Genomic DNA, 26254 nt, shown 5'->3' with positions numbered 1-26254 from the left:
GTGCTCTGTCAACAGGCTGTGGACAACGGGCGCGACCATGCCTTTAAAATTGAGCAAGTGTTCGAATTATCGGGCTGCGCAGCCGGTCAAAGGCCGTTAACTTGGGCGCGACGGACACGGTGAGCCACCGCGTCGGACACCGTACGGGAAGGACCGAGCCCATGGCCGCATTCGCAGAGGGTGTTCCGTGCTGGGTCGACGCGATGCTCCCCGATGTCGAGGCGGGCAAGCGTTTCTACGGGGATGTCCTCGACTGGACCTTCGACGAGGGCGCCGGCGCCGAGTACGGGTACTACACACAGGCGTACAGCGACGGCGCGAACGTCGCCGCGCTCGCGCCCAAGTCCGACGGCCGGATGCCCACCGTATGGACCGTCTACCTCGCGACCCCGGACGCCGTGGCGCTCGCCGAGAAGATCAGGGACGCGGGCGGGCAGCTCGTGAGGGAGCCGTTGCCCGTGGGGCCGTTCGGGACGATCGCGCTCGCCGCCGACCCCGGGGGCGCGGTCTTCGGGCTCTGGCAGGGCGGGACGCACACGGGTTTCGAGGCGCAGCGGCGGCCCGGCGCGTACTGCTGGACGGAGCTGTACACACGGGACAAGGCCGCCGTCGACCCGTTCTACGAGGGCGTCTTCGGGTACGCGGGCACCGATCTGCCGGACGAGGACCTGTCGGAAGCGGAGCTGTCCCGGGCCGGTGGTGGCGACGTCCGGGTCTGGTCGCCCGCGGGGGCGACGGCCGGTCTGGAGTCCGCGATCGGCGGGCGCGTGGTCATGGGTGAGAGCTTCCCGGCCGCGATGCCGCCGCACTTCCTCACCTACTTCACCGTCGCCGACTGCGACGCCACCGCCGCATCGGTCACCCGGCTCGGCGGCCGGATCCAGCAGCCACCGCGCACTACACCGCACGGCCGTATCGCTGTCTTCTCGGACAACCAGGGCGCGACCTTCGCCGTACTCCAGGACTGAACCCCAGGATTGAACTCCAGGACTGAACTCCAGAACTGATCCGGCTCCACGGTGCCGCGGAATCGACGACGGGCGTCCGGATTCAGGGGCGCGGACGTCCGTATTCGGACGAGACACCCCGATTCCGCCCCGGGTTCGCCACCGATGGCCCGGACAGGAAGAATCGGGGTGCGTGCCGCCGTGGCGGTTCGGTGGTGAGACGCTGCATGGGGCCGTTTTCGTGGACGCGGCCGTACGGGGAGGTGGCAGGCAAGTGGTGGATCAGCTGAATCAGCATGATCCGAGGCGGATCGGGCCGTTCGAGGTCCTGGGCCGACTCGGCGCCGGCGGCATGGGGCTCGTGTATCTCGCGCGCTCGGCGTCCGGGCGGCGCGTGGCGATCAAGACGGTCAGGACCGAACTCGCCGAGGACCAGCTCTTCCGCGTCCGCTTCACCCGCGAAGTGGAGGCCGCGCGGGCGGTGTCCGGCTTCTACACGGCCGCCGTCGTGGACGCCGATCCCCGGGCCGCCGTGCCGTGGCTGGCCACCGCGTACGTCCCCGCGCCCTCGCTCGAAGAGATGGTCAACGAGTGCGGGCCGCTGCCCGCCCAGGCCGTCCGCTGGCTCGGCGCCGGTATCGCCGAGGCGCTTCAGTCCATCCACGGCGCAGGACTCGTGCACCGGGACATGAAGCCGTCCAACGTCCTGGTGGTCGAGGACGGCCCGCGCGTCATCGACTTCGGTATCGCCAGCGGTGTGTCCAACACCCGGTTGACGATGACCAATGTCGCCGTCGGGACGCCCGCGTACATGTCGCCCGAGCAGGCCAAGGACTCCCGTAGCGTCACCGGCGCCAGCGATGTGTTCTCGCTCGGCTCCACGCTCGTGTTCGCCGCCACCGGGCACGCCCCCTTCCACGGCGCCAACCCGGTCGAGACCGTCTTCATGCTGCTGCGCGAGGGCCCCGACCTGGAGGGCCTGCCCCACGAGCTGCGGCCCCTCATCGAGTCCTGCATGCAGATGGAGGCCGCCGCGCGCCCCAGCCCGGCCGACCTCCAGGCGCAACTCGCCCCGCACCTGTTCGCCTCAGGATCCGACGACAGCGGTACGGCGTCGGCATGGCTGCCCGAGCGGGCCACCGCGCTCATCGAGTCGCGCCGGGGCGGACGCCCGCCCGTGAAACCGGCGGCGGGGCACAGCAGGGGCGGACGCAGCGGAGGCGGCGGCCGGGGCGGCTCCGCACACGGCCACGGCCCCGGCGGAGGTCACGGCCCCGCTCACAGCGGCGGCCCCTTGGTCCCCCCGCCCCCACCCCACGCCCCGCCCGTCCCCGTCGCCAGCCACGGCGGCGGCGGCGCCGGTCCCGGAGGTAGTCCCGGAGGCGGTCGCGGTCGCCACGGAGCGCCCGACTCGGGCCCGGTCCGCCTCGCGGGCGGCCAGGTGCCCATCGGCCCCGGCCCCCGGGTTTCGGACGCGCGCGCAGCCGCCGTACGGGCCGAGCCCGCCGTCGCAGGACTCGCCGGCACCTGGTCGCGCTCCCGCGCCGGAGCCAACGGCGCCGACCCCGTCGTACCAGGGCCCCTCGCCACAGGGCCCGTCGTCCCAGGCCCCGCCGCGCCCGCCGTCCCGCCCGCCCCGCCCGACAGCGGCGCGCCCCCCTCCTGGCGGCCCTGGCGGTTCCGGATGTCGAACGACGTGTGGGGCACACCCGCGGTCGACGGCGACCTCGTGTACGTCACGTCCTTCGAGGTGCACGCCCTGGACGTCGGCACCGGGCGGCGCCGTTTCAAGACGCGGGACGTCGCCTGGTCGATGGCGGTCGCGGACGGCCGTATCCACGCGTCCGACGGGCCGACCCTGTTCGCGCTCGACGCCCGCGAGGGCACCGATCTGTGGCGGCTGCCCACCGACGGCTGGATCTACTCGCTCAAGGCCGACCGGGGCACCCTCGTCACCGGCACCCGTGGCGGCGGTGTCCAGGCCTGGGACGCGGCCGGCGGCCGGAAGCTGTGGGAGCTGACCGGCGCACAGGCCGACTTCGAGACCCCCGAGGCAGGACCCGCCGTCCACGACGGCACCGTCTACGTCTGGCAGGACGCCCGGCTGCGCGCCATCGAAGCCCGTACCGGCGAGGAGCGCTGGTCGTACCCCATCGGCGACGCGGCCTCCTGCGGCGGCGTCCCGGTCCGGCTCACGCAGGCGCCCGACGGGCATGTGTATGTGTCGGCGGGGACCCGGGTGCTCGCCCTGGACGTGGCGAGCGGGCATGTCCGCTGGCACTTCGAGGCGCCCGCCGTCTTCCTCTCCCCGCCCGCCTACGCGCCGGGCCCCGCCGTCACCGGGGGCGGGGTCTACCTCGCCGACTACCTCGGTACGGTCTACGCCCTCGACGCCACCGACGGCCGCGACCGCTGGCGCATCGCCACCGAGGCGCGCTCGTCCGTGGAACCGGTCCTGGTCGCGCAGGGCCATGTCCACGTCGGCAGCGGCAAGGGCCTCTACACGCTCGACGCGGTCACCGGCACCCCGAAGTGGCGGTTCCAGGCGGGCGGTGACGTGGTCGGGGCGCCCGTCGTCGCCGAGGGCCGTATCCACTTCGGCTCCACGGACCACCTGCTGTACACCCTCAAGGCCGACGACGGCCGGCTGCGCTGGAAGCTCGCCACCGGCGGCGAGATCACCGGAGCGCCGGTGGTGCGGGCCGGAGTGGTGTACGCGTGCAGCAGGGACCGGTGCGTGTACGCGCTGGACGCCAGGGAAGGCACCGGGACAGCGGTGAGCTGACCCCCGCGACCGGTTCCGCCACGTTCCGCTACCGGTGATCCGGAGGCCCGCCGTACCGGTGGTCCGGAGGCCCGCCGTACCCGCCATCCGGAGGCCCGCCGTACCGGTGATCCGGAGGCCGGTCCCATCCGGTGGTCGGTGGCCCGTCCAGCGTGGGCAGGGTCGCATCCCCGGGCCCCTGGTAGTCGTCCGTACGGGCCCACCTCTCGCGCCGTGCCCGCCCGCTCATCACGCCGGACGCGATCAGGAGCAGCGCACCTCCGCCGAAGGCTGCGGCGACACCGAGCCCGAGGCCGGTCCCGTCGCCCGCCACCACCAGACTCCCGGCGGCCTGTCCGACGCGGACCATCCACAGCACGGTGAACCCGAGGACGATCACGCCCGCGAGCGCGACGACGAGCCGGGAGCGCAGCGCGATCCCGATGAGGGTGATCAGCGCGGCGGCGGCGAAGGGCAGGAACAGCGAGGTGAAGAGTTCGGCGCGCGCACCGGTGACGCCGTTCGCCGTGAAGAGTTCGGGGACCCGGTAGGTCCGGCCGAGACGGCCGTCGTACCAGGCGAGGAAGGGGCTCCAGACGGCTGCCGCCGCACCGATGAGCGCGAGGACCGACCCGATGACATTGCGCACCATCGCGCACCCTCCTTCACCACCCCCGAACCACCACCCACGAACCACCTCCCCGCCTCCCGACGCTACGCCGGGCCCCCAGCACCCGCCACAGCAGGAAGCAGCGCAGCAATCAGCCCGGAAATCACCGCAGCCGGTGGGCGTCCGGCGGCCGTCTGCCGGTGAAGAGACCCTGCTGGGCGTCCGGGGCGAGGTTGCCCAGGCTGACCAGGTGCGGGGCCTGGGGGAGTGTCTGGGCGAGCAGGGCCTGACGGGTGGTCCACAGGGCGCGGACCGTGCCCTCCACGGCGGTCGGCGGGTACGACGCCAGGGTGCGGGCGCAGGCCACCGCCGCCGGGACCGCCTCACCGGGGGGCGCCAACTCCGAGACGAGGCCGGTCTCGTAGGCCCGCCGGGCGGAGACGCGTTCCGCCGTGCCCATCAGCGCCATCCGCGCGACCTCGCCGTACGGCATCCGCTGGGCCAGATACATCGTCTCGTACGCGCTGACCATCCCGTATGTCGTGTGCGGGTCGAAGAAGGTCGCGTCCTCGTCCGCGACGATGAACTCGGACTCGCCGAGCAGATAGAAGGCGCCGCCGCAGGCCATGCCGTTGACCGCCGCGATCACCGGTTTCCAGAGGTCGTTGGACTTGGGGCCCATGGCCGCGAGGGGGTCGTCCACGGCGTACGGGGACGCCGGCTGCGGGACCTCCGCGTTGCGGTCGATCCCCGTGCAGAAGGCGCGCGTTCCGGCGCCGGTCAGGACCACCGCGCGGATGGTGTCGTCGAAGCGGAGGTCCCGCCACACCGCGATGAGTTCCACCACGGTCGCCAGGTCCAGCGCGTTGTGCTTGGCCGGGTCGTCCAGCACGACCACCGCGACCCCGGCATCGCGGTCGGCCTCCACCGTGACTGTCACGGCCGCTCCAGAACCCAGCGCGGCACCGCGATCCCGTCCACGTCGGCGAACACGACCTGCACCTTCGCACCGATCCGCAGCCGCTCCGGCGGCAGCGAGTTCAGCGGCGCGTCCGGGCCGGTCACCAGATTGCCGACCAGGCGGATACGCGGGGCGTCGGAGAGTTCGACCACGATCGCGTTGTACGGGGCCACGGCCGCGTACGCCGGGAGGAGCGGGGGGTGCGGGACGACGTACGACCAGACCCGGCCCCGGCCGCTCATCCGGCGCCACGAGGAGGCGAAGGACTGGCAGTGCGGGCAGCAGGGGCGCGGCGGGAAGCGCAACTCCCCGCAGCCGTCGCACGCTTGGACGCGCAGCTCGCCCTCGGCCGCGTACGACCAGAAGGGCGCGCCGTCCTCGTCGATGACCGGGGTCAGCAGACCCTCGTATCCAGATCGAGATCCAGGTGCCGGTGTCGTCATGGATCTCAACTCCTCAGCAGCAGAGCCGATGTGGGCACGCCTTCGCCCGCCGTCACCAGACAGGTCCCGGCGCCGGGCACCTGCGCCGTGCTCGTCCCGCGCAACTGCTTCACCCCTTCGTTGATGAGGTTGAACCCGTGCACATACGCCTCGCTGAGCCCGCCGCCCCCGGTGTTCAGCGGCAGCCGGCCGCCGATCTCCAGCGCCCCGCCCTCCGTGAAGGCCCCGCCCTCGCCCCGGCCGCAGAAGCCGTAGCCCTCCAGGGAGAGGGGGATCAGCGGGGTGAAGGCGTCGTAGATCTGCGCCACGTCCACGTCGTCAGGGCCGAAGTCCGCCCGCTTCCAGAGCTGGCGCGCCGCCGCCCACGCCGGGCCGGACAGCGGGTCGTCGTTCCAGTAGTTGACCATGCCGTGGTGCTGGGACGGCAGTCCCTGGGCGACCGAGTGGACGTACACGGGCGCGCGGCGGCAGTCCCGCGCGCGCTCCGCCGACACCACGACACAGGCCAGCGCGCCGTCCGTCTCCAGGCAGTTGTCGAACAGGCACAGCGGCTCGCTGATCCAGCGGGCGGTCATGTACATCTCGCGGGTCAGCGGCCGTTCGTACATGATCGCGTCCGGGTTCTGGTTGGCCCGGTTGCGGCAGGCGAGGGCGACGTTGAAGAGATGGTCGCGGGTCGCGCCGTACTCGTGGAGGTAGCGGCGGGTGAGCATCGCTATCTCGTCGGCCGGGCGGAGCAGGCCGAACGGGCGGGTCCACTGGGCCGGGGTGGGGAGCTGGACCGCCGTGTTCTTCCACGGGCGCGGGCCGCTGCCGCGCTTGCGGGAGCGCCAGGCCACACCGACGTTCGCCTGCCCGGTCGCGACGGCACCCACGAGATGAGCGACCGTCGCGCACGAACCGCCGCCGCCGTAGCCGACCTTGCTGAAGTACGTGACATCGCCCGCGCCGATCGCCTTGGCGACCTCGACCTCGTCGGTCTCCTCCATCGTGTACGAGGCGAACGCGTCGACCTCCGACGGAGCGATACCGGCGTCGTCGAGCGCCGCGAGGATCGCCCGGCACGCCAACGTCTTCTCGGGTTCCGGGAGTTGCTTCGCGAACGCCGTCTGCCCTATCCCGACGATCGCCGTGGCGTCCTTGAGTGCCGCCGTCATCGACCCACCTCCAAGTAAAGCCGGGGCTGCTGACAGGGCGTCAGGCTACAGCTAATCTGACGGGTAGTCAGCTAGTGGTGTGGGAGGCGTTCTATGCGCGGGGACCTGGAATGGGGCACCGTCCCGATGCTCGTACGGGACGCGGCACGGCGGTTCGGCGCGCGCGAGGCGGTCGTGGAAGGCCGTACCCGCGTGACGTACCGCGACCTCGGCGACCGCGTCGAGCGGGCCGCCGCCGCGTGCATCGCGCACGGCGTCCGCGCCGGTGACCGGGTCGCCGTCTGGGCGCCCAACACCCTGGACTGGATCGTCTCGGCGCTCGGCGCGGTGAGCGCGGGCGCGGTCCTCGTCCCGCTCAACACCCGCTTCAAGGGCGCCGAGGCCGCGTACGTCCTCGCCCGCAGCCGAGCCCGGCTGCTGTTCGTCACGGGCACCTTCCTCGGCACCTCGTACGTGGCGTCCCTGCGCCGCGCCGCCCAGGACGGCGACGGCACCGGACCGCTGCCGGGCCTGCCCGACCTGGACGAGGTGGTCGTCCTCGCGGACGACGCGCCCGCCGACTTCCGTACCTGGAAGGACTTCCTCGCGAGCGGCGACACGGTCCCGGCGGAGCGCGTACGCGAACGGGCCGACGCCATCGACCCGTCGGCGCCCTCGGACATCATCTACACCTCCGGCACGACCGGCCGCCCCAAAGGCGCCGTGATCACGCACGCGCAGACCCTGCGCGGCTACGCCGTCTGGAGCGAGCTGGCCGGGCTCCGCGAAGGCGACCGCTACCTCATCGTGAACCCCTTCTTCCACACCTTCGGCTACAAGGCGGGCGTCATCGCCTGTCTGATGCGGGGCGCGACGATGGTGCCCCAGCCCGTGTTCAACGTGGACACGGTCCTCGCGAACATCGCCGCCGAACGCATCTCCGTCCTGCCGGGCCCGCCGACCCTCCATCAGTCGCTGCTCGACCATCCGGCGCGCGACGCGCACGACCTGTCGGCGCTGCGGCTCGTGGTGACCGGCGCCGCCGTCGTCCCGCTGCGGCTCGTGGAGCGGCTGCGCGCGGAACTCCACATCGGCACGGTCCTGACGGCGTACGGGCTCTCGGAGGCGAGCGGCATCGTCACGATGTGCCGGCGCGGCGACCCGGCCGAGGTGATCGCGTCGACGTCGGGCCGGGCGATACCGGGGTCCGAGGTCCGCGTCGTCGCCTCGTCCGGGACGGTCCTGCCGCCGGGGGAGCCGGGGGAGGTGCTGGTCCGTGGCTTCAACGTCATGGGCGGCTACTTCGAGGACCCGGACGCGACGGCACGGGCGATCACCCCTGACGGGTGGCTGCGCACCGGGGACGTGGGCGTGCTCGACGAGGACGGCAATCTGCGGATCACCGACCGGATCAAGGACATGTTCATCGTCGGCGGCTTCAACGCGTACCCCGCCGAGATAGAGCAACTGCTCGGCCTGCACCCCGATGTCGCGGACGTCGCCGTGATCGGGGTGCCGGACGGGCGGCTCGGCGAGGTCGGCATGGCCTATGTCGTCCGCCGCCCGGCGGCCACGCTCACCGCAGACGACCTGATCGCCTGGGCCCGCCGGGAAATGGCCAACTACAAGGTGCCGAGGTCGGTGAGGTTCGTGCCGGAGCTGCCGAGGAACGCGAGCGGGAAGGTGGTGAAGGGGGAGCTGCGGGGCGCGGCGGCCACCTGAGACCACCGCCCCCTTTTACGCTGCCTTTGTCCCGTACCGCCGCCTGTCCCGTACCGCCCCCGGACACGCGTCGGCCGCGACGGCTCCCCCTCCGCGCCGTCGCGGCCGACTCCCCCGCGCTGTACCTCCATGGCTCGATCCCCCGCACCCGGTCCCCCCGGACCTCGGTGCTCAGGTGCCTCGATCCCCCCGGACCTCGGCACCCCCGTACATCGACCCCCGATGTCCCCCTACATGTCCCCCCGCACATGTCCCCGTACGAATCCCCCGTACGTGTCCCCCCGTGCGCCCGTCCCGTGGGTCACCCGGTCAGCGGGTCACCCGGAAGGGGTGGTTCAGGCGGGCTCGCCCGACGCGTGGTTGTCGAGCGGCTTGATCGGCTCGCTGGACGCGTGGTTGTCCAGGGGCTTGATGGTGCCGCCGGAGGCGTGGTTGTCGAGCGTGGTGAGGTCGCTTTCCTTGACCTCCGACGCGTGGTTGTCGAGCGGCTTGACGACCGGCTTCTTCTTCTTGGCTGCTTCGCTCATGTGGTGAAACTCCCGTCAGAGAGATGGTGGGGCAAAGGCCCGCCCGGCCACTCCCCCGAAGATGGCCGGACGAGCCCTGTTTCGGGCCGCTCACACTAGTTCTTCTTCGAGGGGCCCTCTGCGCCGACCCGTCTGCCCCCCGCCAGGACGGATCGTCGCTGTAAGCGTGCCCAGGGGCGATAAACGAACGATGAACGCGTACGCGTGTTCTCCTACCGCGCGTACCACGAGCGGGCCGGACGGCTCAGGCGACCGCCGCCGGCGTCAGCAGATGCCGCACCTCGTCGGCCTCCGCCGCGCCCAACTGCTCGTAGATCGACAGAGCCTCCTGCCAGCAGGCCCGCGCCCGGTCCGGCTGGTTGATGCCGACCAGCGCCTTGCCGAGCACGGTGAGCACCGTCCCGCGCCGCCACTCCCCGCCGATGCCGCGCAGCGCGATGGCCTGCTCGGCGTGGCTCGCCGCGAGCGTGGGGCGGCGCGCCGCGAGATGCACCTCGGCGATACGGAAGTGGGTGACGCCCTCCCACAGGGGCTGGCGGTTGTCGTGGAACAGGGCCAGCGCCTCGGTCAGTTGGTCCAGGGCCTCCGACAGGCGCTGGGCCTGGGTCAGGGCGATCCCGAGCGCGTACCGGCCGTTGGCCAGGCGCAGCGTGAGCCCCATGCGGTCGTAGATGTCGATACCGCGCTGGGCCAGCTCTATGGCGCTGGTGGTGCGGCCCATCGCGAGCCGGATGCGCGAGAGGTTGCACAGCGCACTGGCCTCGCCGACGTCGTTGCCGTCGGCACGGAAGTTGTCGATGGCCTGCTGGAGATGGCCCTCGCCGTCGGCGTGCCGGCTCTGGTAGAGCGCGATGATGCCCCGGTCGTTGGGCGCCCAGCAACTGGGCAGCGGGTCGTGGGCCCGGTCCGCGAGGAGCATCGCGTGGCGCGCCTCCTCGTCGGCCTCGCGGAACCGGCCGCCGACGAGATGCACATTGGTGAGGGTCGTCCGGGCGCGGCCCTCGGCGTGCGGGTCGCCCGCCGTGCGTGCCGCGTCGCGCGCCGCGAGTGCGGCGATCTCGTACTCGCGCGCGTTCGCCCCCGACTCGGCCAGGTCCTTGGCGGCCCACAGCAGGTCGACCGCGCGGCGCAGCCTGCTGTCGCCGACGGACTGGCGGACGCACGCCATCAGGCAGTTGGCCTCCGCGTAGAGCCAGTCCTGCGCGGCGTGCCGGTCGCTGAAGGCCAGACCGGGGTGGCTGGTCGCCTCCAGATGGTGGACGAGCCGGTCACCGGGCCGTTCGATCGCGTACACGGCCGACGCCGTCGCCAGATAGAAGTCGAGGAGCCGTGACATCGCCGCGTCCCGCTCGCTCGGCGGGTGTTCGTCGCGCTCGGCGCAGGCACGCGCGTAGAGCCGGACCAGGTCGTGGTACCGGTAGCGGCCGGGCGCCGCCGACTCCAGGAGCGAGGTGTCCACGAGGGATTCGAGCAGATCCTCCGTGTCGCCGAGCGGCAGGTCGAGGACGGCCGCCGCCGCGGCGAGCGACACATCGGGGCCGTCGGCGAGGCCGAGCAGCCGGAAGGCGCGGGCCTGCGCGGGCTCCAACTGCCCGTAGCCCAGCTCGAAGGTCGCCTTCACCGCGAGGTCACCGGCCTGCAGCTCGTCCAGGCGGCGCCGCTCGTCGGCGAGCTTCGCGGCGAGCACCGACACCGTCCAGGTGCGGCGCGCCGCCAGCCGGGACGCGGCGATCCGGATGGCGAGCGGCAGGAATCCGCAGGCCGCGACGGTGTCGAGCGCCGCCTCCCGCTCCGCCGCCACCCGCTCCGCGCCGACGATCTTCGTGAAGAGCTGAAGCGCCTCCTCGGGCGACATCACGTCCAGGTCGACCAGATGCGCCCCGGCGAGATCCACCATGCGGATACGCGAGGTGACCAGGGCCGCGCAGCCCTCGGTGCCCGGCAGCAGCGGTCTGACCTGGGCCGCGTCCCGGGCGTTGTCGAGGAGGACGAGGATGCGGCGGCCGGCGAGCACCGACCGGTACAGCGCCGCGCGCTCCTCCAGGGTGTCGGGGAACGCCGGTGGTTCGGTCGCGCCGAGCGCGCGCAGGAACTGGCCGAGCACGACCTCCGGTTCGGCGGCCCGCGCGCCCGCGCCCTGGAGGTCCACGTACAACTGGCCGTCGGGGAACTGGGAGCGTGCCTGATGGGCGACGTGCACGGCCAGCGTGGTCTTGCCGACGCCGCCGATCCCGGCGAGCGCGGAGACCGCCATGACGCGGCCCTCGGCGGTCGACAGGACAGCGCTGAGTTCGTTCACGAAGGAGACCCGGCCGGTGAAGTCCGGGACGGTGGCGGGGAGCTGCGCGGGGCGTACGTAGGCCGCCGAGGGCTGCGGGGCGGGCGCCGACGGTTCTGCGAGGCCCGGGTCGGCGCGGAGGATGCGCTGCTGGAGTTCGCTGAGGCCGGCGCGCGGGTCGACGCCGAGTTCGTCGGCGAGCAGCCGCCGGGTGTCCGCGTACACGGCGAGGGCCTCCGCCTGCCGGCCGCTGCGGTAGAGGGCGAGCATCAGCAGTTCGCGGAGGCGTTCGCGCAGCGGGTGCGCGGCGGTGAGGGCGGTGAGTTCGGAGATCGCCTCCGCGTGGCAGCCCTGTTCCAGGTCCATGTCGAGGCGGGATTCGAGGAGTTGGAGCTGCCACTCCTCCAGGCGGGCCCGCTGGGTCTCGGCGAACGGCCCCGGCACGCTCGCCAGGGCCTCCCCGTCCCACATGCCGAGCGCCTTGTTGATCAGCGACCGCGCCTGGCACAGGTCCCCGGCGCCGCGCGCCTTCTCGGCGTCGGCGGCCAGCTCTTCGGCGAGGGACAGGTCGAGCGCGTCGGCGGGCACCCGGATCGCGTACCCGCCGGCCTCGCTGAGCAGTACGCCCGGCAGGACCTTGCGCAGCCGGGACGCGTACGTACGGACCGCGGCGAGCGCCTGCGACGGCGGGTCGTCGCCCCACAGCGCGTCGATCAGCTGCGCGGCGGTCGCCGTCCGGCCGTCGCGCAGCAGCAGCGCGGCGAGCAGGGCGCGTTGCTGCGGGGAGCCCATGGGCAGCGATTCGGCGCCGCGCCAGGCGCGGACCGGGCCGAGCACGCCGAAGCCGATGCCGGGTTCGAAGCCGGACCTGGACCCTTCCGGGCCGGACTGGGACCCTTCCGGGCCGGCAGCGCCCGCAGTCGGACGCCACTGCTCCGGAACTCGCGGTCCACCGTCCATCGCCGCCCCCCTGCCGTACCGGTCGATTCGCTTCCGCCAGTTTGCCTTGTTCATGGCGGATACGTCAGCCGTGCGAGACACCTCTCACAGGGTCCCCTCACCGGCGGGGGCCGGGACCGGCCGTCCGGGGGGCGGTGCACGGGTACGGGTGGCGGGGTCGCCCGGAGGGCTGATGGCCGGGCGGGCCGGGGAGTTGACGGTGTGCGCGGACCCGGTGGCCGACGTGACGCGGCGTCGCATTGCTGTCTCCCCGCTAGCTGACGGTTCGTCAGATCGGCGCTACCGTGGACGGCATGGAGACCAAGGAGACCTTCCCGAAGATCATCTCGGTGGACGACCACACGGTGGAGCCGCCGCACGTCTGGCGGGACCGGCTCCCGTCGAAGTACCAGGACATCGGCCCCCGGGTCGTCCGCGCCCCCTTGAAGGAGATGACCTTCCTCGGCGGCAAGTTCGCCCCCGTCATGGGCGCGCCGGGCGACGAGGGGCCGATCGGCGACTGGTGGGTGTACGAGGATCTGCACCGCCCGCTGACCCGCCTGGACACGGCCGTCGGCTACGACCGGGACGAGATCAAACTCGAAGTCATCACGTACGAGCAGATGCGCCCGGGTTCCTTCTCGGTCCCGTACCGCCTCGCGGACATGGACGTCAACCACGTCCAGTCGGCCCTCTGCTTCCCGACCTTCCCGCGCTTCTGCGGCCAGACCTTCACGGAGGCCAAGGACCGCGAACTGGGCCTGCTGGGCGTCCGGGCCTACAACGACTGGATGGTGGAGGAGTGGTGCGGCCCGGACGCGCAGGGCCGCCTCATCCCCCTCACCCTCATCCCGCTCTGGGACCCGGAGCTGGCGGCGGCGGAGGTACGGCGGAACGCGGCGCGAGGCGTACGGGCGGTCGCCTTCTCGGAGATCCCGCCGCACCTGGGTCTGCCGTCCGTCCACACGGACGCCTGGGACCCGTTCCTCGCGGCCTGCGACGAGACCGGCACGGTGGTCGCGATGCACATCGGCTCGTCCTCGAAGATGCCGTCGACCTCGGCGGACGCGCCCCCGGCCGTCGGCTCCACGATCACCTTCGCCAACTGCTGCTTCTCGATGGTCGACTGGCTGATGAGCGGCAAGTTCGAACGCTTCCCGAACCTCAAGGTCATGTACGCGGAGGGCCAGATCGGCTGGATCCCGTACATCCTGGAGCGCGCGGACGTCGTCTGGGAGGAGAACCGGGGCTGGGGCGGAGTGGCGGACAAGGTCCACCGCCCCCCGTCGGAGCTGTTCGCGGATCACGTCTACGGCTGCTTCTTCGACGACGCCTTCGGCCTGCGCAACCTGGACGCGATAGGCGTCGCCAACGTCCTCTACGAAACGGACTACCCGCACTCGGACTCGACGTGGCCGAAGTCGAAGGAGGTCGGAGAGGCCCAGATGGGCCACTTGGACCCGGAGACGGTGGAACGGATCGTCCGGGGCAACGCGATTTCCCTGCTGGGGCTCACGGGGGAGGGGTTGTGGGCGGGGGCGTGAGGGGCGCTTCTTGTCGGCGAGGGAGCCGACCCTCCACCATCACCCCATGACACTCACGCTGACGCCGTCCGAAGCGGAACAGATCCTTGCCGACAACTTCGCGCCGTGGGTGCTCGATCTCGGACTCAAGGTCACCGAGATCGGCGCACAGCACGCAGTGCTGCGACTCCCCTGGTCGGCGCGGCTGGCCCGGGAGGGCGGGGCGCTGTCGGGCCAGGCGCTGATGGCGGCGGCGGACACGGCCACGGTGATCGCGGTCTCGGCGGCGCGGGGCGCGTATGTCCCGATGACGACGGTGCAGCAGTCGACGACGTTCCAGCGCCCGATCACCGACACGGCGACCCTCATCGAGGCGACGCTCACCAAGCTGGGCCGACGCATGGCGTTCACGGACATCACGATGACGGCGGAGGGTTCGGGGGAGGTGGCGGCGCGCGCGTCGACGGTGTACGCGCTGCTGGGGTGACCTCTCAGGCGACGTCGTGGCGCGGCGGTGCGCTGCTCGCGTGCGGGTGGAAGGTGAACGCGGAGGTGCCCTCGTCCAGGCTGATGACGAGCCTCGCGTCCAGCGCCTGTGCCAGCCGGAGCAGCAGGGGAATCGTCGGGATGCCGTCGCCGCCCTCGATGTTCGAGATCTTCGGCTGCGCCATACCGGCACGCAGGGCGAGTTCGGCCTGGGACAGGCCCAGTTCGGTGCGACGGTCGTAGACGGCCTGACCGAGGTCCCAGGCGGCATCGAGTTCGGCCGCCAGAGCCGCCTCCTTGGGGCCCTCCTGGTGGCCGTCGACGGCCTTCTTGTCCCGGGTGAGCTTCCACTGGTGGTGGTTCACAGCTCCTCCTCGATGTCGCGGCTGTAGGTGTCGTGCGCGACCTCATGCTCGGCCTCGCACAGTTTCTGCGCCTGGTGGGCGCGGTCCACTTCGGCGGTCTCGCGTGCTTTCGTCTTGCGGAACACGGTCAGCAGCACGATGCGCCGTGCGGGGGCGAGCCAGTAGGTGATGCGGATCGCCTCACCGTCGATGGTGTAGCGAAGTTCGCGGACCTTGCCACCCAGGTGGCGGGCGTGCGGCTCGCCCAGCGTGGTGGCCGCGTCGGCGAGGCGTATGGCGGCGCGTTCGGCGGCCTTGTACTGGCGGGCGGGAAGGAGTTCCAGCCATTGCCGGATCTCCGGCTCCATCTCGACAGTCCACAGGGAGTCGCTCACGCAGAGCAGTATATATCGATATCGGTATAGGGGTTCGGTCGGTCGGGGTCGCGCCCCGGCCTACTCGGACCCTGCACGGAGGACGGTGGGCGCGGCGAGGGTGTCCGGTGGTCGGGGTGTCCGCCGATTCGGACACCCTCTCGGCCGCGCCATCAAGAGCAGGAGACGTTCTAGCCGACGAAATACGTCGGGTTCGGGATCTTGTACGTGCGGGACGCGTAGCCGCCGTCCAGGTCCGAGTACTGGTCGCCGAAGTTGGCGATGATGTCGTACCCGAGGTCCTTCTCGATGTGCTTGCGGGTGCCGGCCTTGTACTGGACCGTCGTGCAGGTCCAGGCGTTCGGGGTGGCGCAGGACTTGAGGTACGACGGCGGGTTGGCCGCGTCCTTCAGGTACATGTGCCCGGCGTCGAGGTTCACGTCGGCGCCGATCTTCTTCAGGTTCTCGACCGCGGCCGGGCGCTGCGCCTCGGTCAGCCCCGAGTTGTAGAAGACCTCGACGCCCTTCTTCTCGGCGTACCGCACGAGGTCCGCGCTGCCGAAGACGCCCGGCCGGTCGGCACGGTTGACATAGGCCGCCCAGGACGCCGAGTTGTACGTGTAGTTGTAGCGCTTCTCGTAGTCGAGGCTGAGCAGCAGCGTGTCGTCGATGTCGAAGACGACCGCGGGCTTCTGCTTCTTGTGCTTCGCCTTGTCGGCCGCCTGGTCGATGTACTTCTTCGCATCGGCGTCGATACGCGCGAGATCCTTGGCGTACGGGCTCTTCGACGACGCCTGATAAACGCCGGCGCTGTCCGCCGTAATGCCGTAATAGGTGTCGATGTCCTTCACCAACTGCCCTATGTTGTAGGGCTCCTTGGTGGAATTGGCCGTCGACTGGCCGGCGGTGGCCGCGCCGGCGCCGAACAGGGCGCCTCCGGCGACGGCACAGGCGGCGACCAGCGCGGCGGCTCTGAGGGACGTACGCATCCGCATGGAAACTCCGGGTCTAGATCTCTGCAGGTCAAGCACTGTCTACGCGCATCACACCCGATAGGCGAGACTCTTTAACGGTTTTATAGGAAGCCATGGCGAGACCGTGTTCGCATCGCTGCCCGGAATTAACCTGGGCTACTTCGGGGCGGCCGGGGGGTGACGGTTCGGGGAGGGTTCAGGGCGTGTGGACGGGAGGGGTCAGGCCCTGGTGATATTCCTGCCCGGCATCGGCTCCGCGAGTGCGGCCCGCCATTCGGGGGCACCGAATGCGTCCGCGAAGTACTGCGTCTCGTGCACCACATGTCCGTCGGCGAATTGCATCACGCTCACCGAATAGGTGGGCACCCCGTCGTAGGTGATGACGCATTCGCTCACCCACAGATCCCCGCCGCCGATGATGCGGCGGACGGTGAAGTGCCGGTCGGCGGGGTGCCCGCCCCGCTGCGCCGCGATCGTCGCGCGGCTGTGGAACCGTTCGCCCGACTGGGGATAGTCGAGGATCGCGTCCGTGGCGTAGAGGGCGTGCTCGGCCTCGGTGTCCCCGCGCTCCGATGCCGCCCAGTGCTCCTCGATCGCGGCCCTGATCCGGCTGTCGTTCTCCATCGCACCGCTCCTTCCGCGGGTGGGCAACGGTCGTCAGCGTAAAGCGCCGGATGGGGCGAATCGGGCAATGCGGTGTGCGGGTCGCCCGGCGGGCATGCCGCCGGTTGTTCGTGGTCAAGCTTCGCCGGGTCACGGGTCTGTCCCAGCGGGCGGCGGCCCGAGAACAGGCGCGGAACCGTGCCGGGAACCCCCGTACCGCCCCCTCGCGGGCGGGGTGTACGCGCCGCCGGCCCGCATCGTGCCTGGCCGGGCGTGTAACAGGGATGTATTAGCGGGTGGTTGGGCGGAACGGTTCACCCGGACGGGTCGCTCCTGGTGATCAGAAATGCCCGCTCGTACCGACACGTACAGAGCAGCCGGGACCCCCAGACCGACCTTGAGGAAGACAACGATGCGCGTTCACAAGCTCTCCTTCGCAGTTCTCGCCCTTGCCGCCGGACTCACGCTCACGGCCTGTCAGAACGGCGACGACGGCGCGGGAGCGGGCAACCCGTCGGCCGAGTCCACCGCGTCCTCGTCGGGCGGCGGTGCGGGCTCGGGCGGCTCGGACGAGAGCGGCGACGGGAAGGACTCCGCGGCGAAGGGCTCCGGGAACGGCTCCGGCGGGCAGGACACGGCCGCCGGGAACGGCTCCAGCGCGAACGGCTCGAACGCGAGCGGCAAGGTCGCCAAGTGCACCGCCGACGAACTGGTGATCACGGCGACCGACAACACCATCGGCGGCGACCCCGACCTCACCGTCGTCGTGGAGATGCGGAACGGCAGCAGCAAGGACTGCTCGATCTCCGGGTACGCGGGTGTCGACCTGAAGACCAACGCGGGGCCGGTGTCCGCGGCGCGCACGGGCCAGGAGACCGTCTCGACCATCCTGAAGAGCGGGGAGCCGACGTTCTTCCCCATCAACTACCCGGCCAACGACTCGGGCGGCTCCGGCGTCCGCATCACGGGCCTCGTGGTGACCCCGCCCGACGACACCAAGTCGGTCACCCTCGACTGGCCGGGCGCCGCCTCGCTCCCCGTCACGGACGGCTCCTCCGGCTCCCAGGTGAAGATCGGCCCGATGGGCAGCGCCGGCCAGGGCGGCTGAGCCACCCCCTTCTTCCGGCCCCGGCTCAGGCCGCCGCGCGCAGGAACGCCGAGTGGGACGCCTTGCCCAGGTAGGTGAAGCGGGTCTCACCCGTCAGATGCTTGTCGAGGGCGTCCTTGACGCCGGGCCACTTGGCGTCGCCGTAGTCGTCGAGGACGACGACCGCACCGGGAGCGGCGATCTCCTCCGCCCACTCCAGGTCCGCCTTCACGCCCGCCTCCGAGTGGTCGCCGTCGATCACGATCACGCCGTAGCGGCGGTCCGAGACGGCCGCGCGGACCTTCGGGTCCTCGGAGAAGCCCCGTTGGATCCGGGCCGCGGCGCCCGCGGGCCCGGCCAGCGCGAGATTGGTGCGCACGGCGTGCTCGTCCACCGGCGCTCCGGTCGGGTCGGAACGTTCAGGGGTGCCCGGCTGGAGCTGTACGCCCGCGAACGGGTCGACGATCGTCACGCTCGGGCTGCGGCCGTCCCGCTCCATCATCCGTACGAGACCGGCCGAGAACATGCCGTACAGCGTGCCGATCTCCAGGATGTCGTCGTTCGGCGGGTCGAGCAGGGGTATCGTGCCCAGCTTTCCGCAGATGTTCATGGTGCCGCCGGCGATCCGGCCGACGCCGAGCGACTCCATCGCCACCAGCAGCCGGTACGCGGCGGCGACATTGCGCTGCGCGGCCTCCCCGCTGCCGACCAGCTCCTCGACCTCGGCGTGCAGCCGCTTCAGTGGGCCGTGCGCGACGATCCGGGAGAGTCCACGGCCGCGCGGGCCGAGCAGCAGGTCCACGGTGAGCTGGTGTTGCTTCATCAGCTCGATCGCGCCCTTGAGCTGGTCGCGCTCGGCGGTCCTGGCCGCCGTCTCCGCGCGGATCCGCCGGTCGACGCGCTGGTCGATGAGGTCGGCCACCGGGCGCAGCAGGCGCCGGGATGCCGAACTGGTGAGCAGGGAGCGGCTGTTCATGGAAACGAAGACCTCGATCTGTCGGGTGTTCGAGTCGGAATGTGCGGCTCGCGGTTTCCAGACAGGCTAGGTCGGCCGTTCCCGGGGGGAGGGTGTGCGGGTTGAGCGGGGAGTTAACAGTGGTGGAACTCCCGATGGCGGACGGGGGTGGTCCAGGTGTGCGGGGCGTCCGGTCGTCGTACGTCCGTACATCAGTACGTCCGTGCGGGCTTCGTGGACGTTGCCGTTCGCCCCGCTCCTGTCAGCCGAGCCAGCGGCGCAGCTTCAGCTTCCCCCACAGCAGGCTGGTCGCGAAGGACAGGGCCATCACCAGGGCCACCAGGCCCACCAGCGCCGCCCCGGCCGCCACCGCGCTCAGGTCCGGCTCCACCACCCGGGCGACGATCTCCTCGACGAACAGCACATGCACCAGATAGGCGCCCAGAGCGGCCCCGGCCAGCTTCTGGAGCAGCGGGCGGCGCTTCTCCGGGATCCGGATGCGGCTGATCAGCAGCAGGACGCACATCGCCATCACGGCGACGAACAGATGCGCGTTGGGGATCACGTAATGGATCTGCGTGTTGTACCAGAGGCAGGCGACCGCCGTGAGCGCGAACAGCGCGAGGAGCGGCCAGCGCCACCGTCCGGACCTGGCGGGCAGCGCGAACAGCAGGGCGCCGCCGACCGCGTACACCACGGAGTAGGTGCCGAAGCCCCAGGCCACGGTGGGGGTGTCCCACTCGGTGACCTCGGCGATCGTGGTCATGACGCTGGGCAGTACCGCGATGGTGATCAGCGCGATGCCCAGCCGCCATGGCCGCTTCCCGGCCTTGATCAGCATGGCGAACGCCAGCAGCACGATGATCGGTATGTAGTTGTACATGAACCACAGGTGGTACGCGGGCCGCACCGATCCGAACAGGGAGTCCACCGCCAGCTCGGTCATCGGCCGGTCGTTGCGGTCCCGCAGGAACGCCCAGGTCAGGTAGATCGCCGTCCATGCGAACAGCGGCACGGTGTTGCGCACCACCCGCTGCCACATCCGCGCCCCGTCCTTCGGCGGAGCGCCGACCAGGACGGCCCATCCGGCGATGGCGAAGTACATCGGCACGGCGAACGGGTTGAGCGCCTCGGCCACATGGCCCGCCCAGTACGAACCGGCGCCGTTGGCCGGGTCGTTCTCGGTGGCCTTGATGAACTGCGCGCCGACATGTCCGAGCATGACGGTCGCGGAGCAGATCAGCCGCATCAGATCGACGTCGAAGCGGTGTTCGCGCCGGGGAGCGGACTCGGTGGAGCCGGGGGAATCAGGGGAAGGGGCAGTGCGCTGCTGTGGCAGGCGTACCTCTGTCTCGTTCTGCACCGCGCGCCTTTCAGGGAAAAGGGGTCAGGGAGTCATGGGGGAGGGTGCGGGCGGTCAGCCCTCGCCGGTCCGGCGTACCGCACGGCGCACCACGCGCTTGGCCCGGCGCACCTGGAGCTTGGCCCGCGCCTGCGCGCTGCTGGGCAGACCCAGTTCGGCGAGGCGCGCTTCGGGGAAGTAGCCGGCCGGAAGGGAGCCGAGCCGTGACCGCAGCCAGTCGGCCGTCGACTCGCGCAACTCGGCGTAGGCGTTGGGCTGCATGCAGAAGCCCATGGCCCGTACCAGCGGAGACAGCGTGGCGGGGGCGTCGCCGACGGTCGCCGGGTCGGCGCCGCGCTCCAGGTCCGCCACCACGTGGTCGACGATCGCGAGCGGCACCCGGTTGCTGTTCGGGTAGGGCTTGAGGCGCCCCATGACCAGCCCGGTGCCCACGCGGCCGACCGGTATGCCGTAGTAGTGGGACGCGGTCACCATGGCGGTGGAGAAGCAGCCGACGACGAGTTCGGGCTGTACGTGGTGGTACAGCGTCTCGGCGAGCAGCGGCGCGTCCAGCACGGTGAGCCGGACGCCCGCCTCGGCCGCCGCCTTGCTCAGCGCCTGCGAGTAGCTGGCCGGGGCGGTGGGGTGCGGTTTGAAGACGACCGACTTGTGCCCGGCCGCCGCGGCGCCGGCGAGCATCCGCAGATGGAGGCTCTCCTCCTCGTCGGCGCTCAGGATGTTGATCGCGGCGAGGTACTGGCCGAGCAGGACGGCCGTCGGCTCTTCCTTGAGTACCGGCGCGAGCCGCGGGTCCTCGGCGGTGTCCTGGGATATGTCGTCCAGTACGGCGCGGAAGGCGTCGTCGGGGACGATCTCGGGCGCGACCCCGTACTCGGACAGCAGCAGCGGGGTGAGGCCGGGTATCAGATCGAGGTGCAGCAGCCGCTGGATACGGCTGGAGAGGGTCAGCGGCAGCCGGTCCCGGGTGGGGCCGTAGCTCATCAGACCGTCGGCGTAGACGTGGATCGACGCCTCGGAGAAGATCGCGGACAGCGCACGGCCGGGGTTGACCTGGATCGACTCGACGGACAGCTCGATCAGCTCGTGCTCGTCTATGTCCCAGGCGAGCCGGAACGCCTTCTGCCACAGCCCGACATCGCTGCCGCGCGGGCCCCAGGTGCTCGGGTGGTACGGGCGTATCGCGTCGTTCCAACTGACGACGTCGTCGAAGCGGCTCGCTATGCGCGTGTAACCGCGCATCTCGTCCAGGCGCAGCGCGGTCTCGGGCGTTCCGGCGTTGTTGGAGACCAGCAGGATGCGCCGGGCCGAGCCGCGCGGGCCGAACTGTCGCGCGTCAAGGGCGGCGGCGAGGGTGGCGGCCCCGTACAGCGTGGAGACCTGGAATATCTGGGTGGTGTCGCGCATGGCTCAGGCAGCCTTCCGCCCGTCGCGCAGCCGGCTGAGCAGCTTGCCCCGGGTGTGGTCGATGGTGCGGAGGGTCTCCTCCAGGGCGTGCTCCGGCATCCGGTGCAGGGCCGCGCGGGCGTCGTGGCGCAGCCGCTTGGCCGCGGCCGGTTCGTACGCGTCGACCTTCGCGAGGTGGAAGGCGATCATCGCGCAGTAGGTACGTACGGCCTTGAGCAGGAAGCGGTCGCCGTCCCGGTCCTGGAGCAGGTCCTGGATCAGGGTGTCGTAGGCCGCGATGAAGTCGAGTTGGCGGTCGTCCTTGACCTGGGTGAGCGAGGTGGCGACGCCCCGGCGGTAGAAGATGCCGTTCAGGCCGAGCGAGGCGTAGCTCTCCGCCTTGAGGTGCAGCCGCCAGATCCACAGCCGGTCCTCGGCGGTGCGCAGTTCGGTGGCGAAGCGCATCCCGCCGTCCTCGAAGAGGTGGCGGGAGTAGATCCCGGCCCAGACGAACGGGTAGTCGACCATGGTCTCGGTGTGCACGGGCATGATGCCGTCGCGCGGGTCCATGACGCGGTCGCGCATCCTGGCCGGGGCGCGCCGGATCACGCGGTCGGTGCCGGTGGCCTGGACATGGTCGGTACGGGCGAAGTCGCAGCCCAACTCCTCGATGGCGTCGACCATGGCGGACAGGTGGCCGGGGCCGTACCAGTCGTCGCCGTCGAGGAAGGTCAGGTAGTCGCCGTTCGCCGCGTCGATGCCGCTGTTGCGCGCCTGCGCTATGCCCATGTTCCGCTCGTGCCGGATCACCCTGGTGTGGGGCAGTTTGTCCGCCCACCGGTCGATCACCCACGGGGTGGAGTCCTTGGAGCAGTCGTCGACGAGAAGGAACTCGAAGTCGGGGTCCGCGTTCTTGGCGAGACTCCGCAGAGCGCTCTCGGCGAAGGCCCCCACATTGTGCATGGGGACCACGACGGACAGTTTGGGCACGTGTGCGGCCCTTTCGCGTTGAAAGGTTGACGAAGGGAACGAACAGATTATCGAGGCTCCCGAGGTCAACGGTGGCGATGAGGGCGCGGAAGGGTTAAGTCCATTCGTGGTGGAGATGAATTCTTGGTGCTCAGCGCCTGGTGAAGGTTTCTCTCAGCTCTTCGATGTTCGCCTGAGTCGTCTTCCAGAGGAATTCCTGCGCGGTGTGCACATCGGTCACGGCCGCCGGATGATCGTCGAGAATAGCCGTCGCCCGTTCCGCTAGCCGCGCCCCCAACTCCCGGTCGTGCACCGAGATCCCCCATTCCCGGCGGCCGATGTCCGACAGGAAATAGGCCAGCTTGGGGTGCGACACCAGACTCAGGATCGGCGTCCCGCAGCCGAACGGGATCATCCCCGCGTGCCCGCGCATCCCCATCACCAGCCGGGTGGAGCGGTACAGGGCGCGGATCTCGTCGTTCGACATCTCGTACAGCCGGTCCACGGGCAGCGTGAGGCCGTGCTCCCGCCGCAGATCGTGCACGAACTTCTCGTCGGCCGGCATATGGGCCGCGTACCGTACGTCCGCCCGCTCCCGCAGCGTGCGCAGCGCGGACGCCATCTCGGCGAGGAAATGCCCGTAGTCATGCCCGAAACGCAGCCCCGAACGGTCGTACGCGGCGTTGACCAGCACACTGTCGGTGCGCTCGGCCGGATCGGTCCAGCCGTCGATCAGATGCCGGGCCACCGTCGTCGGACAGGGCTGGTAGCGCACCCGGTCACGCAGTTCGGCCGGGAGCAGTTCGCGTACCCGCTCGATCGAGCCGTGGTTGCGCAGCCCGAAGAACGCCGACCTCTCCACCAGCGCGCGCAGGCTCTCCGCGAACCGGGTCCGCCCGTAGCGCTGCCCGTCGAACACGTTGTAGCCGACGGCGAACACCGCGAGGGGCACGGTGATCCGGGCCAGCAGGTCGTCCGGGACGTTCCACTGCCAGTGGCTGTTGCCGTTCGGCGAGGTGTCCGGCAGGAACAGCCCGCCGCCGCCGACGATCACCCCGCGCCGGGCGTTGAACTGCTCCACCGCGGCCTCGTCCACCAGCCGGTGCACCGGCTGCTGATACCAGCGGTGCGGGCCGGTGTCGGTGTCGAAGCACATCCGTACGGCTTCGGGCAGCACCTTGTCGCCCGCGTTCTCGTTGCCGTCGGCGAACAGGGCGACGTGTGCGAGCTGCTCGGCGGCGGGGGCGGGGGGCTTCGGGGCGGCGGGCTTCGGTACGGCGGGCGCCGGGGTGTCCGCTGCCGTCCGCTCCGGGCGGGTCCGTACGAACCAGGCGTGGCAGCCCGCGTCCGAGGGGTCGGCCTCCAGGCCCTCGCGGGCGTAGGCGTGCGCGTCCTGCTCGCGGCCGAGGAGCCAGGCCAGCCGGGCGAGCTGGGCGAAGGCGCGGGGCGCGGCGTCCGGCGCGGACGCCGAGAGCAGCAGATGCGTCTCGGCCTCCTCGTACCGCGACAGCGCCATCAGGCACAGCCCGAGCGTCTCGTGGCAGCGCGGCGCGTCCAGCCGGTCGCCGAGTACCGGCGCGAGTACCTGTACGGCCTCGTCGTGGCGGCCCTGCTGGCGGTAGACGTCGGCGACCGTGCGGGCCAGGTCGAGGGAGGGGCGCTCGGCGAGGAGTACCGGTGCGAAGTGGGCGAGCAGTTCGGGGTGCTTGCCGCCGGGCAGCGCGCGATAGGCGGCGCGGAACTCCTCGTCGCCCAGTTCGAACCGGCGCCGCGCCTCGGCCGCCGGAGCGTACCCGGGCGCGTCCACCGGCTCGGTGAAGCGCAGTACCGCCACCTGGGCGGGCACCTCGGTGTCGTCGTACAGGCGCCGGGTGAGGAAGTCGTGGCGGGCGTCGACCGGGACCAGGAGGTCCCGCAGCTCGGCGTCCAGGTCGGCGTCAGGGGCGGTGGCGCCCGCGAGCCGGTCCGCGAGCATGTCGTCCACATCGGCGCGCTGCACCACCAGCAGCCCGTCCGCCAGGACCTGCCGCTCCTCGCGCTCCCCGTACCGCACCGGTTGCCGTACGGCGCCCACGCCGTGGCGGAGCCGCAGCAGTTCGCCGAGGTCGCCGAGGACGACCATCGCCGGGTCCAGGGCTATCACGGTGTCGTAGCCCGCCAGCCGGAACACCTCGCCGCGGCCGTCCGCGCGGCGGGTCACCAGCCGCGGGTGCAGCGGGCGTAGCGCGTCGAACGCGCTGTCGGGCAGCCCGGGGTGCAGGACCACGATGTCCTCGCACACTCCCGGGTTGGTCAGCACCAGGCTCCGGACGAGGGTCGCCAGGTCCGGCAGCCGCTGCTCGTCCGTGTGCACGGCGAAGGCGATGCGTCGCTTGCCGGTGATGGTGCTGCGGTCGTCCGCGGACGTCGGGGTCGAGGTTGGGGCCGAGGTCGAGGTCATCGCAGGGCGATCCTTGTCTCACTGTCGTCGGCGTGCGCCGCGTCGTCGGTGTGCACGGCATGCGCCCGGACCCACTCGGCCTCCTCGGGCCGCAGCCGGCCGGGCAGCCCCGGGCCGATCAGGTCGAGCCGCGAGGACACGTCCAGGAAGTCCAGCAGCCGCAGCACGGTGAACGCGGTGGTCGTCGACGGGTCCCAGCCGCTCTCGCCGAGCAGCGCCGGGTCGGTCAGCGGGCGGCGCAGCGAGACGTCCCCGACATGGTCCTGCGCGTCGGGCACCAAGCGCTGTCGTACGGCTCGCCGCCAGGGCCCCGCCGGGTCCCCGAACACCAGCCGTACGTCCGCCCGCCGGTTCCACGCCGGGCCTTCCCACGGGGTCGCGCCGCGCAGAGTGAGGGCGTGGATGGCGGTGCGCGTACCGGTGACGGGCGCGTCGGTACGGAAGTCGTCGCAGCGGACGACCACGTCGTAACCGTCGATCCCGGCCACCTGGCTGGTGCTTGTCAGGTCCTCGCCACCGGTCACCACACACACGCTCCGCCCGGCAAGCAGCGCGCGAAGCCCGGTCACCCCGAGGGGCGCGGTCCGGCCGACCGAGGACAGCGGCAGCGCGTCGCGCTCGGCGAGCCGGCGGTGGCGGCCGTAGAGCTGGGTCAGCCGTCGCACCTTGGCGTCGGCCGCGCCGTGCCGGTCGATCTGCGTCCGCACGAACGCGGCGAACTCCGGTACGAGGGCGTCGGCCGGCTGGTCGAGCCGGGGCGCGTCGGCGCCGGGAAACAGGGCGACGGCCGCGTCCAGACAGGCCCGGCGGCGGCGCAGGGTGTCGATCCGGCGGGTGATCTCGCGCGCCGGTGCGGTGTTCTGGAGCAGCGCGAGATGACGGTCGTAGGAGGTGAGCGCCTCGCTGTCGCGGCCCAGCCGGTCCAGCGCCAGCGCGTGCAGCCGCCACGCGCCCTTGGAGCGCTGCCGCAGCCGCGTCGACGCGTCGGCGATGTCCAGGGCGAGCGCGAGGGCGCGCTCGTCACCGGCCTCCAGCGCCCGTTCGCCCACCTTGAGCAGCGCGTCGAACGGGTCGGCGGCCGGACCGTCGAGGGAGGTGGCGAGGGTCCCGATGGCCTGGGCGACACGGACCTGTCGGGCGGTGGACGGGGCGCCCTGCGCCGCGAGGTACTCCCCGCAGCGTCGCATGCTCTGTGCGAACAGGTCCCGTCTGGCGGCCTCTTTCTGCCGTGCCTTGAACAATCCCGCCAGGGGGTTCGTCATCCGCTGCTCCACCGTCCTTCGAATCGGAGGCCGAATGTGCCCGAACGGGGGTGGTGGCGGGTGGCATTTTGGTGACGGGTGGATGAATTCTGCGGGATGGATTGCTGGTCGGGGGTGGGTTTTGGGGGGACGGGGGGTGAGAGATGTGTGCGGGTTGACGGGGT

General features: G+C 71.4%; 22 protein-coding genes. 6 read left to right on the top strand and 16 right to left on the bottom strand.

The features are described 5' to 3' along the window. Positions 1-161: 161 nt before the first annotated feature. Together ACIQNU_RS21240 and ACIQNU_RS21235 are read left to right on the top strand one after the other, a co-directional pair. The gene (locus ACIQNU_RS21240; protein WP_401368507.1) at positions 162-968 is read left to right on the top strand and encodes a VOC family protein; all 807 of its coding nucleotides are present in this window, start codon (positions 162-164) and stop codon (positions 966-968) included. Positions 969-1221: 253 nt separating this feature from the next. Continuing rightward, positions 1222-3732: a PQQ-binding-like beta-propeller repeat protein gene (locus ACIQNU_RS21235; protein ID WP_401368504.1), complete on the top strand. Its 2511-nt coding sequence runs from the start codon at positions 1222-1224 to the stop codon at positions 3730-3732. Between the two features lie 28 nt (positions 3733-3760). Here the strand turns inward: ACIQNU_RS21235 and ACIQNU_RS21230 are convergent, their stop codons facing one another. The 4 genes from ACIQNU_RS21230 to ACIQNU_RS21215 form a co-directional block, all read right to left on the bottom strand. Next, positions 3761-4363 (bottom strand): hypothetical protein, encoded by a 603-nt coding sequence (locus ACIQNU_RS21230; RefSeq protein WP_401368501.1) that lies wholly within the window; start codon positions 4361-4363, stop codon positions 3761-3763. 121 nt (positions 4364-4484) lie between these two features. After that, the gene (locus ACIQNU_RS21225) at positions 4485-5261 is read right to left on the bottom strand and encodes an enoyl-CoA hydratase/isomerase family protein (protein WP_401368498.1); all 777 of its coding nucleotides are present in this window, start codon (positions 5259-5261) and stop codon (positions 4485-4487) included. Next, on the bottom strand, positions 5258-5683 hold the full coding sequence (locus ACIQNU_RS21220; RefSeq protein WP_401368996.1) for a Zn-ribbon domain-containing OB-fold protein: 426 nt from the start codon (positions 5681-5683) through the stop codon (positions 5258-5260). Before ACIQNU_RS21220 ends, ACIQNU_RS21225 begins: the two co-directional genes overlap by 4 nt. Positions 5684-5730: 47 nt before the next feature. Further along, complete coding sequence (locus ACIQNU_RS21215) at positions 5731-6882, bottom strand: lipid-transfer protein (protein WP_401368496.1); 1152 nt, start codon at positions 6880-6882, stop codon at positions 5731-5733. A 93-nt stretch (positions 6883-6975) separates the two neighbouring features. On the opposite strand from ACIQNU_RS21215, the gene ACIQNU_RS21210 reads away from it, so the two are divergent. Continuing rightward, a complete protein-coding gene (locus tag ACIQNU_RS21210; protein WP_401368493.1) occupies positions 6976-8583 on the top strand; it encodes a FadD3 family acyl-CoA ligase in 1608 nt (535 codons plus the stop codon). Between the two features lie 335 nt (positions 8584-8918). Here the strand turns inward: ACIQNU_RS21210 and ACIQNU_RS21205 are convergent, their stop codons facing one another. Together ACIQNU_RS21205 and ACIQNU_RS21200 are read right to left on the bottom strand one after the other, a co-directional pair. Beyond that, the gene (locus ACIQNU_RS21205) at positions 8919-9110 is read right to left on the bottom strand and encodes a hypothetical protein (RefSeq protein WP_401368491.1); all 192 of its coding nucleotides are present in this window, start codon (positions 9108-9110) and stop codon (positions 8919-8921) included. Between the two features lie 244 nt (positions 9111-9354). After that, positions 9355-12348 carry an AfsR/SARP family transcriptional regulator gene (locus ACIQNU_RS21200; protein ID WP_401368488.1) on the bottom strand — a complete coding sequence of 998 codons (2994 nt, stop codon included), beginning with the start codon at positions 12346-12348 and terminating at the stop codon, positions 9355-9357. Between the two features lie 293 nt (positions 12349-12641). Between ACIQNU_RS21200 and ACIQNU_RS21195 the strand changes: the two genes are divergently transcribed. Together ACIQNU_RS21195 and ACIQNU_RS21190 are read left to right on the top strand one after the other, a co-directional pair. Then, positions 12642-13871 carry an amidohydrolase family protein gene (locus tag ACIQNU_RS21195; RefSeq protein WP_401368486.1) on the top strand — a complete coding sequence of 410 codons (1230 nt, stop codon included), beginning with the start codon at positions 12642-12644 and terminating at the stop codon, positions 13869-13871. 46 nt (positions 13872-13917) lie between these two features. Beyond that, positions 13918-14337, top strand: a complete 420-nt coding sequence (locus tag ACIQNU_RS21190; RefSeq protein ID WP_401368483.1) for a PaaI family thioesterase — start codon at positions 13918-13920, stop codon at positions 14335-14337. A gap of 4 nt (positions 14338-14341) precedes the next feature. On the opposite strand, the gene ACIQNU_RS21185 is transcribed toward ACIQNU_RS21190, so the two are convergent. The 4 genes from ACIQNU_RS21185 to ACIQNU_RS21170 all read right to left on the bottom strand — a co-directional run bounded on the left by ACIQNU_RS21185 (position 14342) and on the right by ACIQNU_RS21170 (position 16652). After that, positions 14342-14701 (bottom strand): helix-turn-helix domain-containing protein, encoded by a 360-nt coding sequence (locus tag ACIQNU_RS21185; protein ID WP_401368481.1) that lies wholly within the window; start codon positions 14699-14701, stop codon positions 14342-14344. After that, positions 14698-15048, bottom strand: a complete 351-nt coding sequence (locus ACIQNU_RS21180; RefSeq protein WP_401368994.1) for a type II toxin-antitoxin system RelE/ParE family toxin — start codon at positions 15046-15048, stop codon at positions 14698-14700. Before ACIQNU_RS21180 ends, ACIQNU_RS21185 begins: the two co-directional genes overlap by 4 nt. 197 nt (positions 15049-15245) lie before the next feature. Continuing rightward, positions 15246-16043, bottom strand: coding sequence for an HAD family acid phosphatase (locus ACIQNU_RS21175; RefSeq protein ID WP_401368991.1), 798 nt, complete (start codon positions 16041-16043; stop codon positions 15246-15248). 204 nt (positions 16044-16247) lie between these two features. Further along, positions 16248-16652 (bottom strand): nuclear transport factor 2 family protein, encoded by a 405-nt coding sequence (locus ACIQNU_RS21170; protein WP_401368478.1) that lies wholly within the window; start codon positions 16650-16652, stop codon positions 16248-16250. Between the two features lie 391 nt (positions 16653-17043). Between ACIQNU_RS21170 and ACIQNU_RS21165 the strand changes: the two genes are divergently transcribed. Next, entirely contained in the window at positions 17044-17739 is a 696-nt protein-coding gene (locus tag ACIQNU_RS21165) for a DUF4232 domain-containing protein (protein WP_401368475.1), read from the top strand. A 25-nt stretch (positions 17740-17764) separates the two neighbouring features. On the opposite strand, the gene ACIQNU_RS21160 is transcribed toward ACIQNU_RS21165, so the two are convergent. The 6 genes from ACIQNU_RS21160 to ACIQNU_RS21135 form a co-directional block, all read right to left on the bottom strand. Beyond that, positions 17765-18694, bottom strand: a complete 930-nt coding sequence (locus ACIQNU_RS21160) for a class I SAM-dependent methyltransferase (protein ID WP_401368472.1) — start codon at positions 18692-18694, stop codon at positions 17765-17767. 241 nt (positions 18695-18935) lie between these two features. After that, positions 18936-20036, bottom strand: a complete 1101-nt coding sequence (locus ACIQNU_RS21155; protein ID WP_401368471.1) for an acyltransferase — start codon at positions 20034-20036, stop codon at positions 18936-18938. A 54-nt stretch (positions 20037-20090) separates the two neighbouring features. Further along, complete coding sequence (locus tag ACIQNU_RS21150; protein WP_401368468.1) at positions 20091-21440, bottom strand: polysialyltransferase family glycosyltransferase; 1350 nt, start codon at positions 21438-21440, stop codon at positions 20091-20093. Positions 21441-21443: 3 nt separating this feature from the next. Then, positions 21444-22409 carry a glycosyltransferase family 2 protein gene (locus ACIQNU_RS21145; RefSeq protein ID WP_401368465.1) on the bottom strand — a complete coding sequence of 322 codons (966 nt, stop codon included), beginning with the start codon at positions 22407-22409 and terminating at the stop codon, positions 21444-21446. 130 nt (positions 22410-22539) lie between these two features. After that, a complete protein-coding gene (locus ACIQNU_RS21140; protein WP_401368463.1) occupies positions 22540-24828 on the bottom strand; it encodes a polysaccharide pyruvyl transferase family protein in 2289 nt (762 codons plus the stop codon). After that, positions 24825-26090, bottom strand: a complete 1266-nt coding sequence (locus tag ACIQNU_RS21135; protein WP_401368461.1) for a hypothetical protein — start codon at positions 26088-26090, stop codon at positions 24825-24827. The genes ACIQNU_RS21140 and ACIQNU_RS21135 overlap by 4 nt, the downstream gene beginning before the upstream one ends. Positions 26091-26254 lie beyond the last annotated feature (164 nt).

The sequence above is a fragment of the Streptomyces sp. NPDC091292 genome (assembly GCF_044757265.1).
In the GTDB taxonomy this organism is placed as follows: Bacteria; Actinomycetota; Actinomycetes; order Streptomycetales; family Streptomycetaceae; genus Streptomyces.
This window is presented reverse-complemented; position numbering and strand designations above follow the sequence as displayed.

What these genes read in the sequence shown, in the direction of transcription:
- ACIQNU_RS21205 (WP_401368491.1), bottom strand. Translation starts at nt 9,110, where the DNA reads ATGAGCGAAGCAGCCAAGAAGAAGAAGCCGGTCGTCAAGCCGCTCGAC.
- ACIQNU_RS21240 (WP_401368507.1), top strand. Translation starts at nt 162, where the DNA reads ATGGCCGCATTCGCAGAGGGTGTTCCGTGCTGGGTCGACGCGATGCTC.
- ACIQNU_RS21175 (WP_401368991.1), bottom strand. Translation starts at nt 16,043, where the DNA reads ATGCGTACGTCCCTCAGAGCCGCCGCGCTGGTCGCCGCCTGTGCCGTC.
- ACIQNU_RS21215 (WP_401368496.1), bottom strand. Translation starts at nt 6,882, where the DNA reads ATGACGGCGGCACTCAAGGACGCCACGGCGATCGTCGGGATAGGGCAG.
- ACIQNU_RS21160 (WP_401368472.1), bottom strand. Translation starts at nt 18,694, where the DNA reads ATGAACAGCCGCTCCCTGCTCACCAGTTCGGCATCCCGGCGCCTGCTG.
- ACIQNU_RS21190 (WP_401368483.1), top strand. Translation starts at nt 13,918, where the DNA reads ATGACACTCACGCTGACGCCGTCCGAAGCGGAACAGATCCTTGCCGAC.
- ACIQNU_RS21180 (WP_401368994.1), bottom strand. Translation starts at nt 15,048, where the DNA reads ATGGAGCCGGAGATCCGGCAATGGCTGGAACTCCTTCCCGCCCGCCAG.
- ACIQNU_RS21200 (WP_401368488.1), bottom strand. Translation starts at nt 12,348, where the DNA reads ATGGACGGTGGACCGCGAGTTCCGGAGCAGTGGCGTCCGACTGCGGGC.
- ACIQNU_RS21195 (WP_401368486.1), top strand. Translation starts at nt 12,642, where the DNA reads ATGGAGACCAAGGAGACCTTCCCGAAGATCATCTCGGTGGACGACCAC.
- ACIQNU_RS21165 (WP_401368475.1), top strand. Translation starts at nt 17,044, where the DNA reads ATGCGCGTTCACAAGCTCTCCTTCGCAGTTCTCGCCCTTGCCGCCGGA.
- ACIQNU_RS21150 (WP_401368468.1), bottom strand. Translation starts at nt 21,440, where the DNA reads ATGCGCGACACCACCCAGATATTCCAGGTCTCCACGCTGTACGGGGCC.
- ACIQNU_RS21170 (WP_401368478.1), bottom strand. Translation starts at nt 16,652, where the DNA reads ATGGAGAACGACAGCCGGATCAGGGCCGCGATCGAGGAGCACTGGGCG.
- ACIQNU_RS21230 (WP_401368501.1), bottom strand. Translation starts at nt 4,363, where the DNA reads ATGGTGCGCAATGTCATCGGGTCGGTCCTCGCGCTCATCGGTGCGGCG.
- ACIQNU_RS21140 (WP_401368463.1), bottom strand. Translation starts at nt 24,828, where the DNA reads ATGACCTCGACCTCGGCCCCAACCTCGACCCCGACGTCCGCGGACGAC.
- ACIQNU_RS21135 (WP_401368461.1), bottom strand. Translation starts at nt 26,090, where the DNA reads ATGACGAACCCCCTGGCGGGATTGTTCAAGGCACGGCAGAAAGAGGCC.
- ACIQNU_RS21210 (WP_401368493.1), top strand. Translation starts at nt 6,976, where the DNA reads ATGCGCGGGGACCTGGAATGGGGCACCGTCCCGATGCTCGTACGGGAC.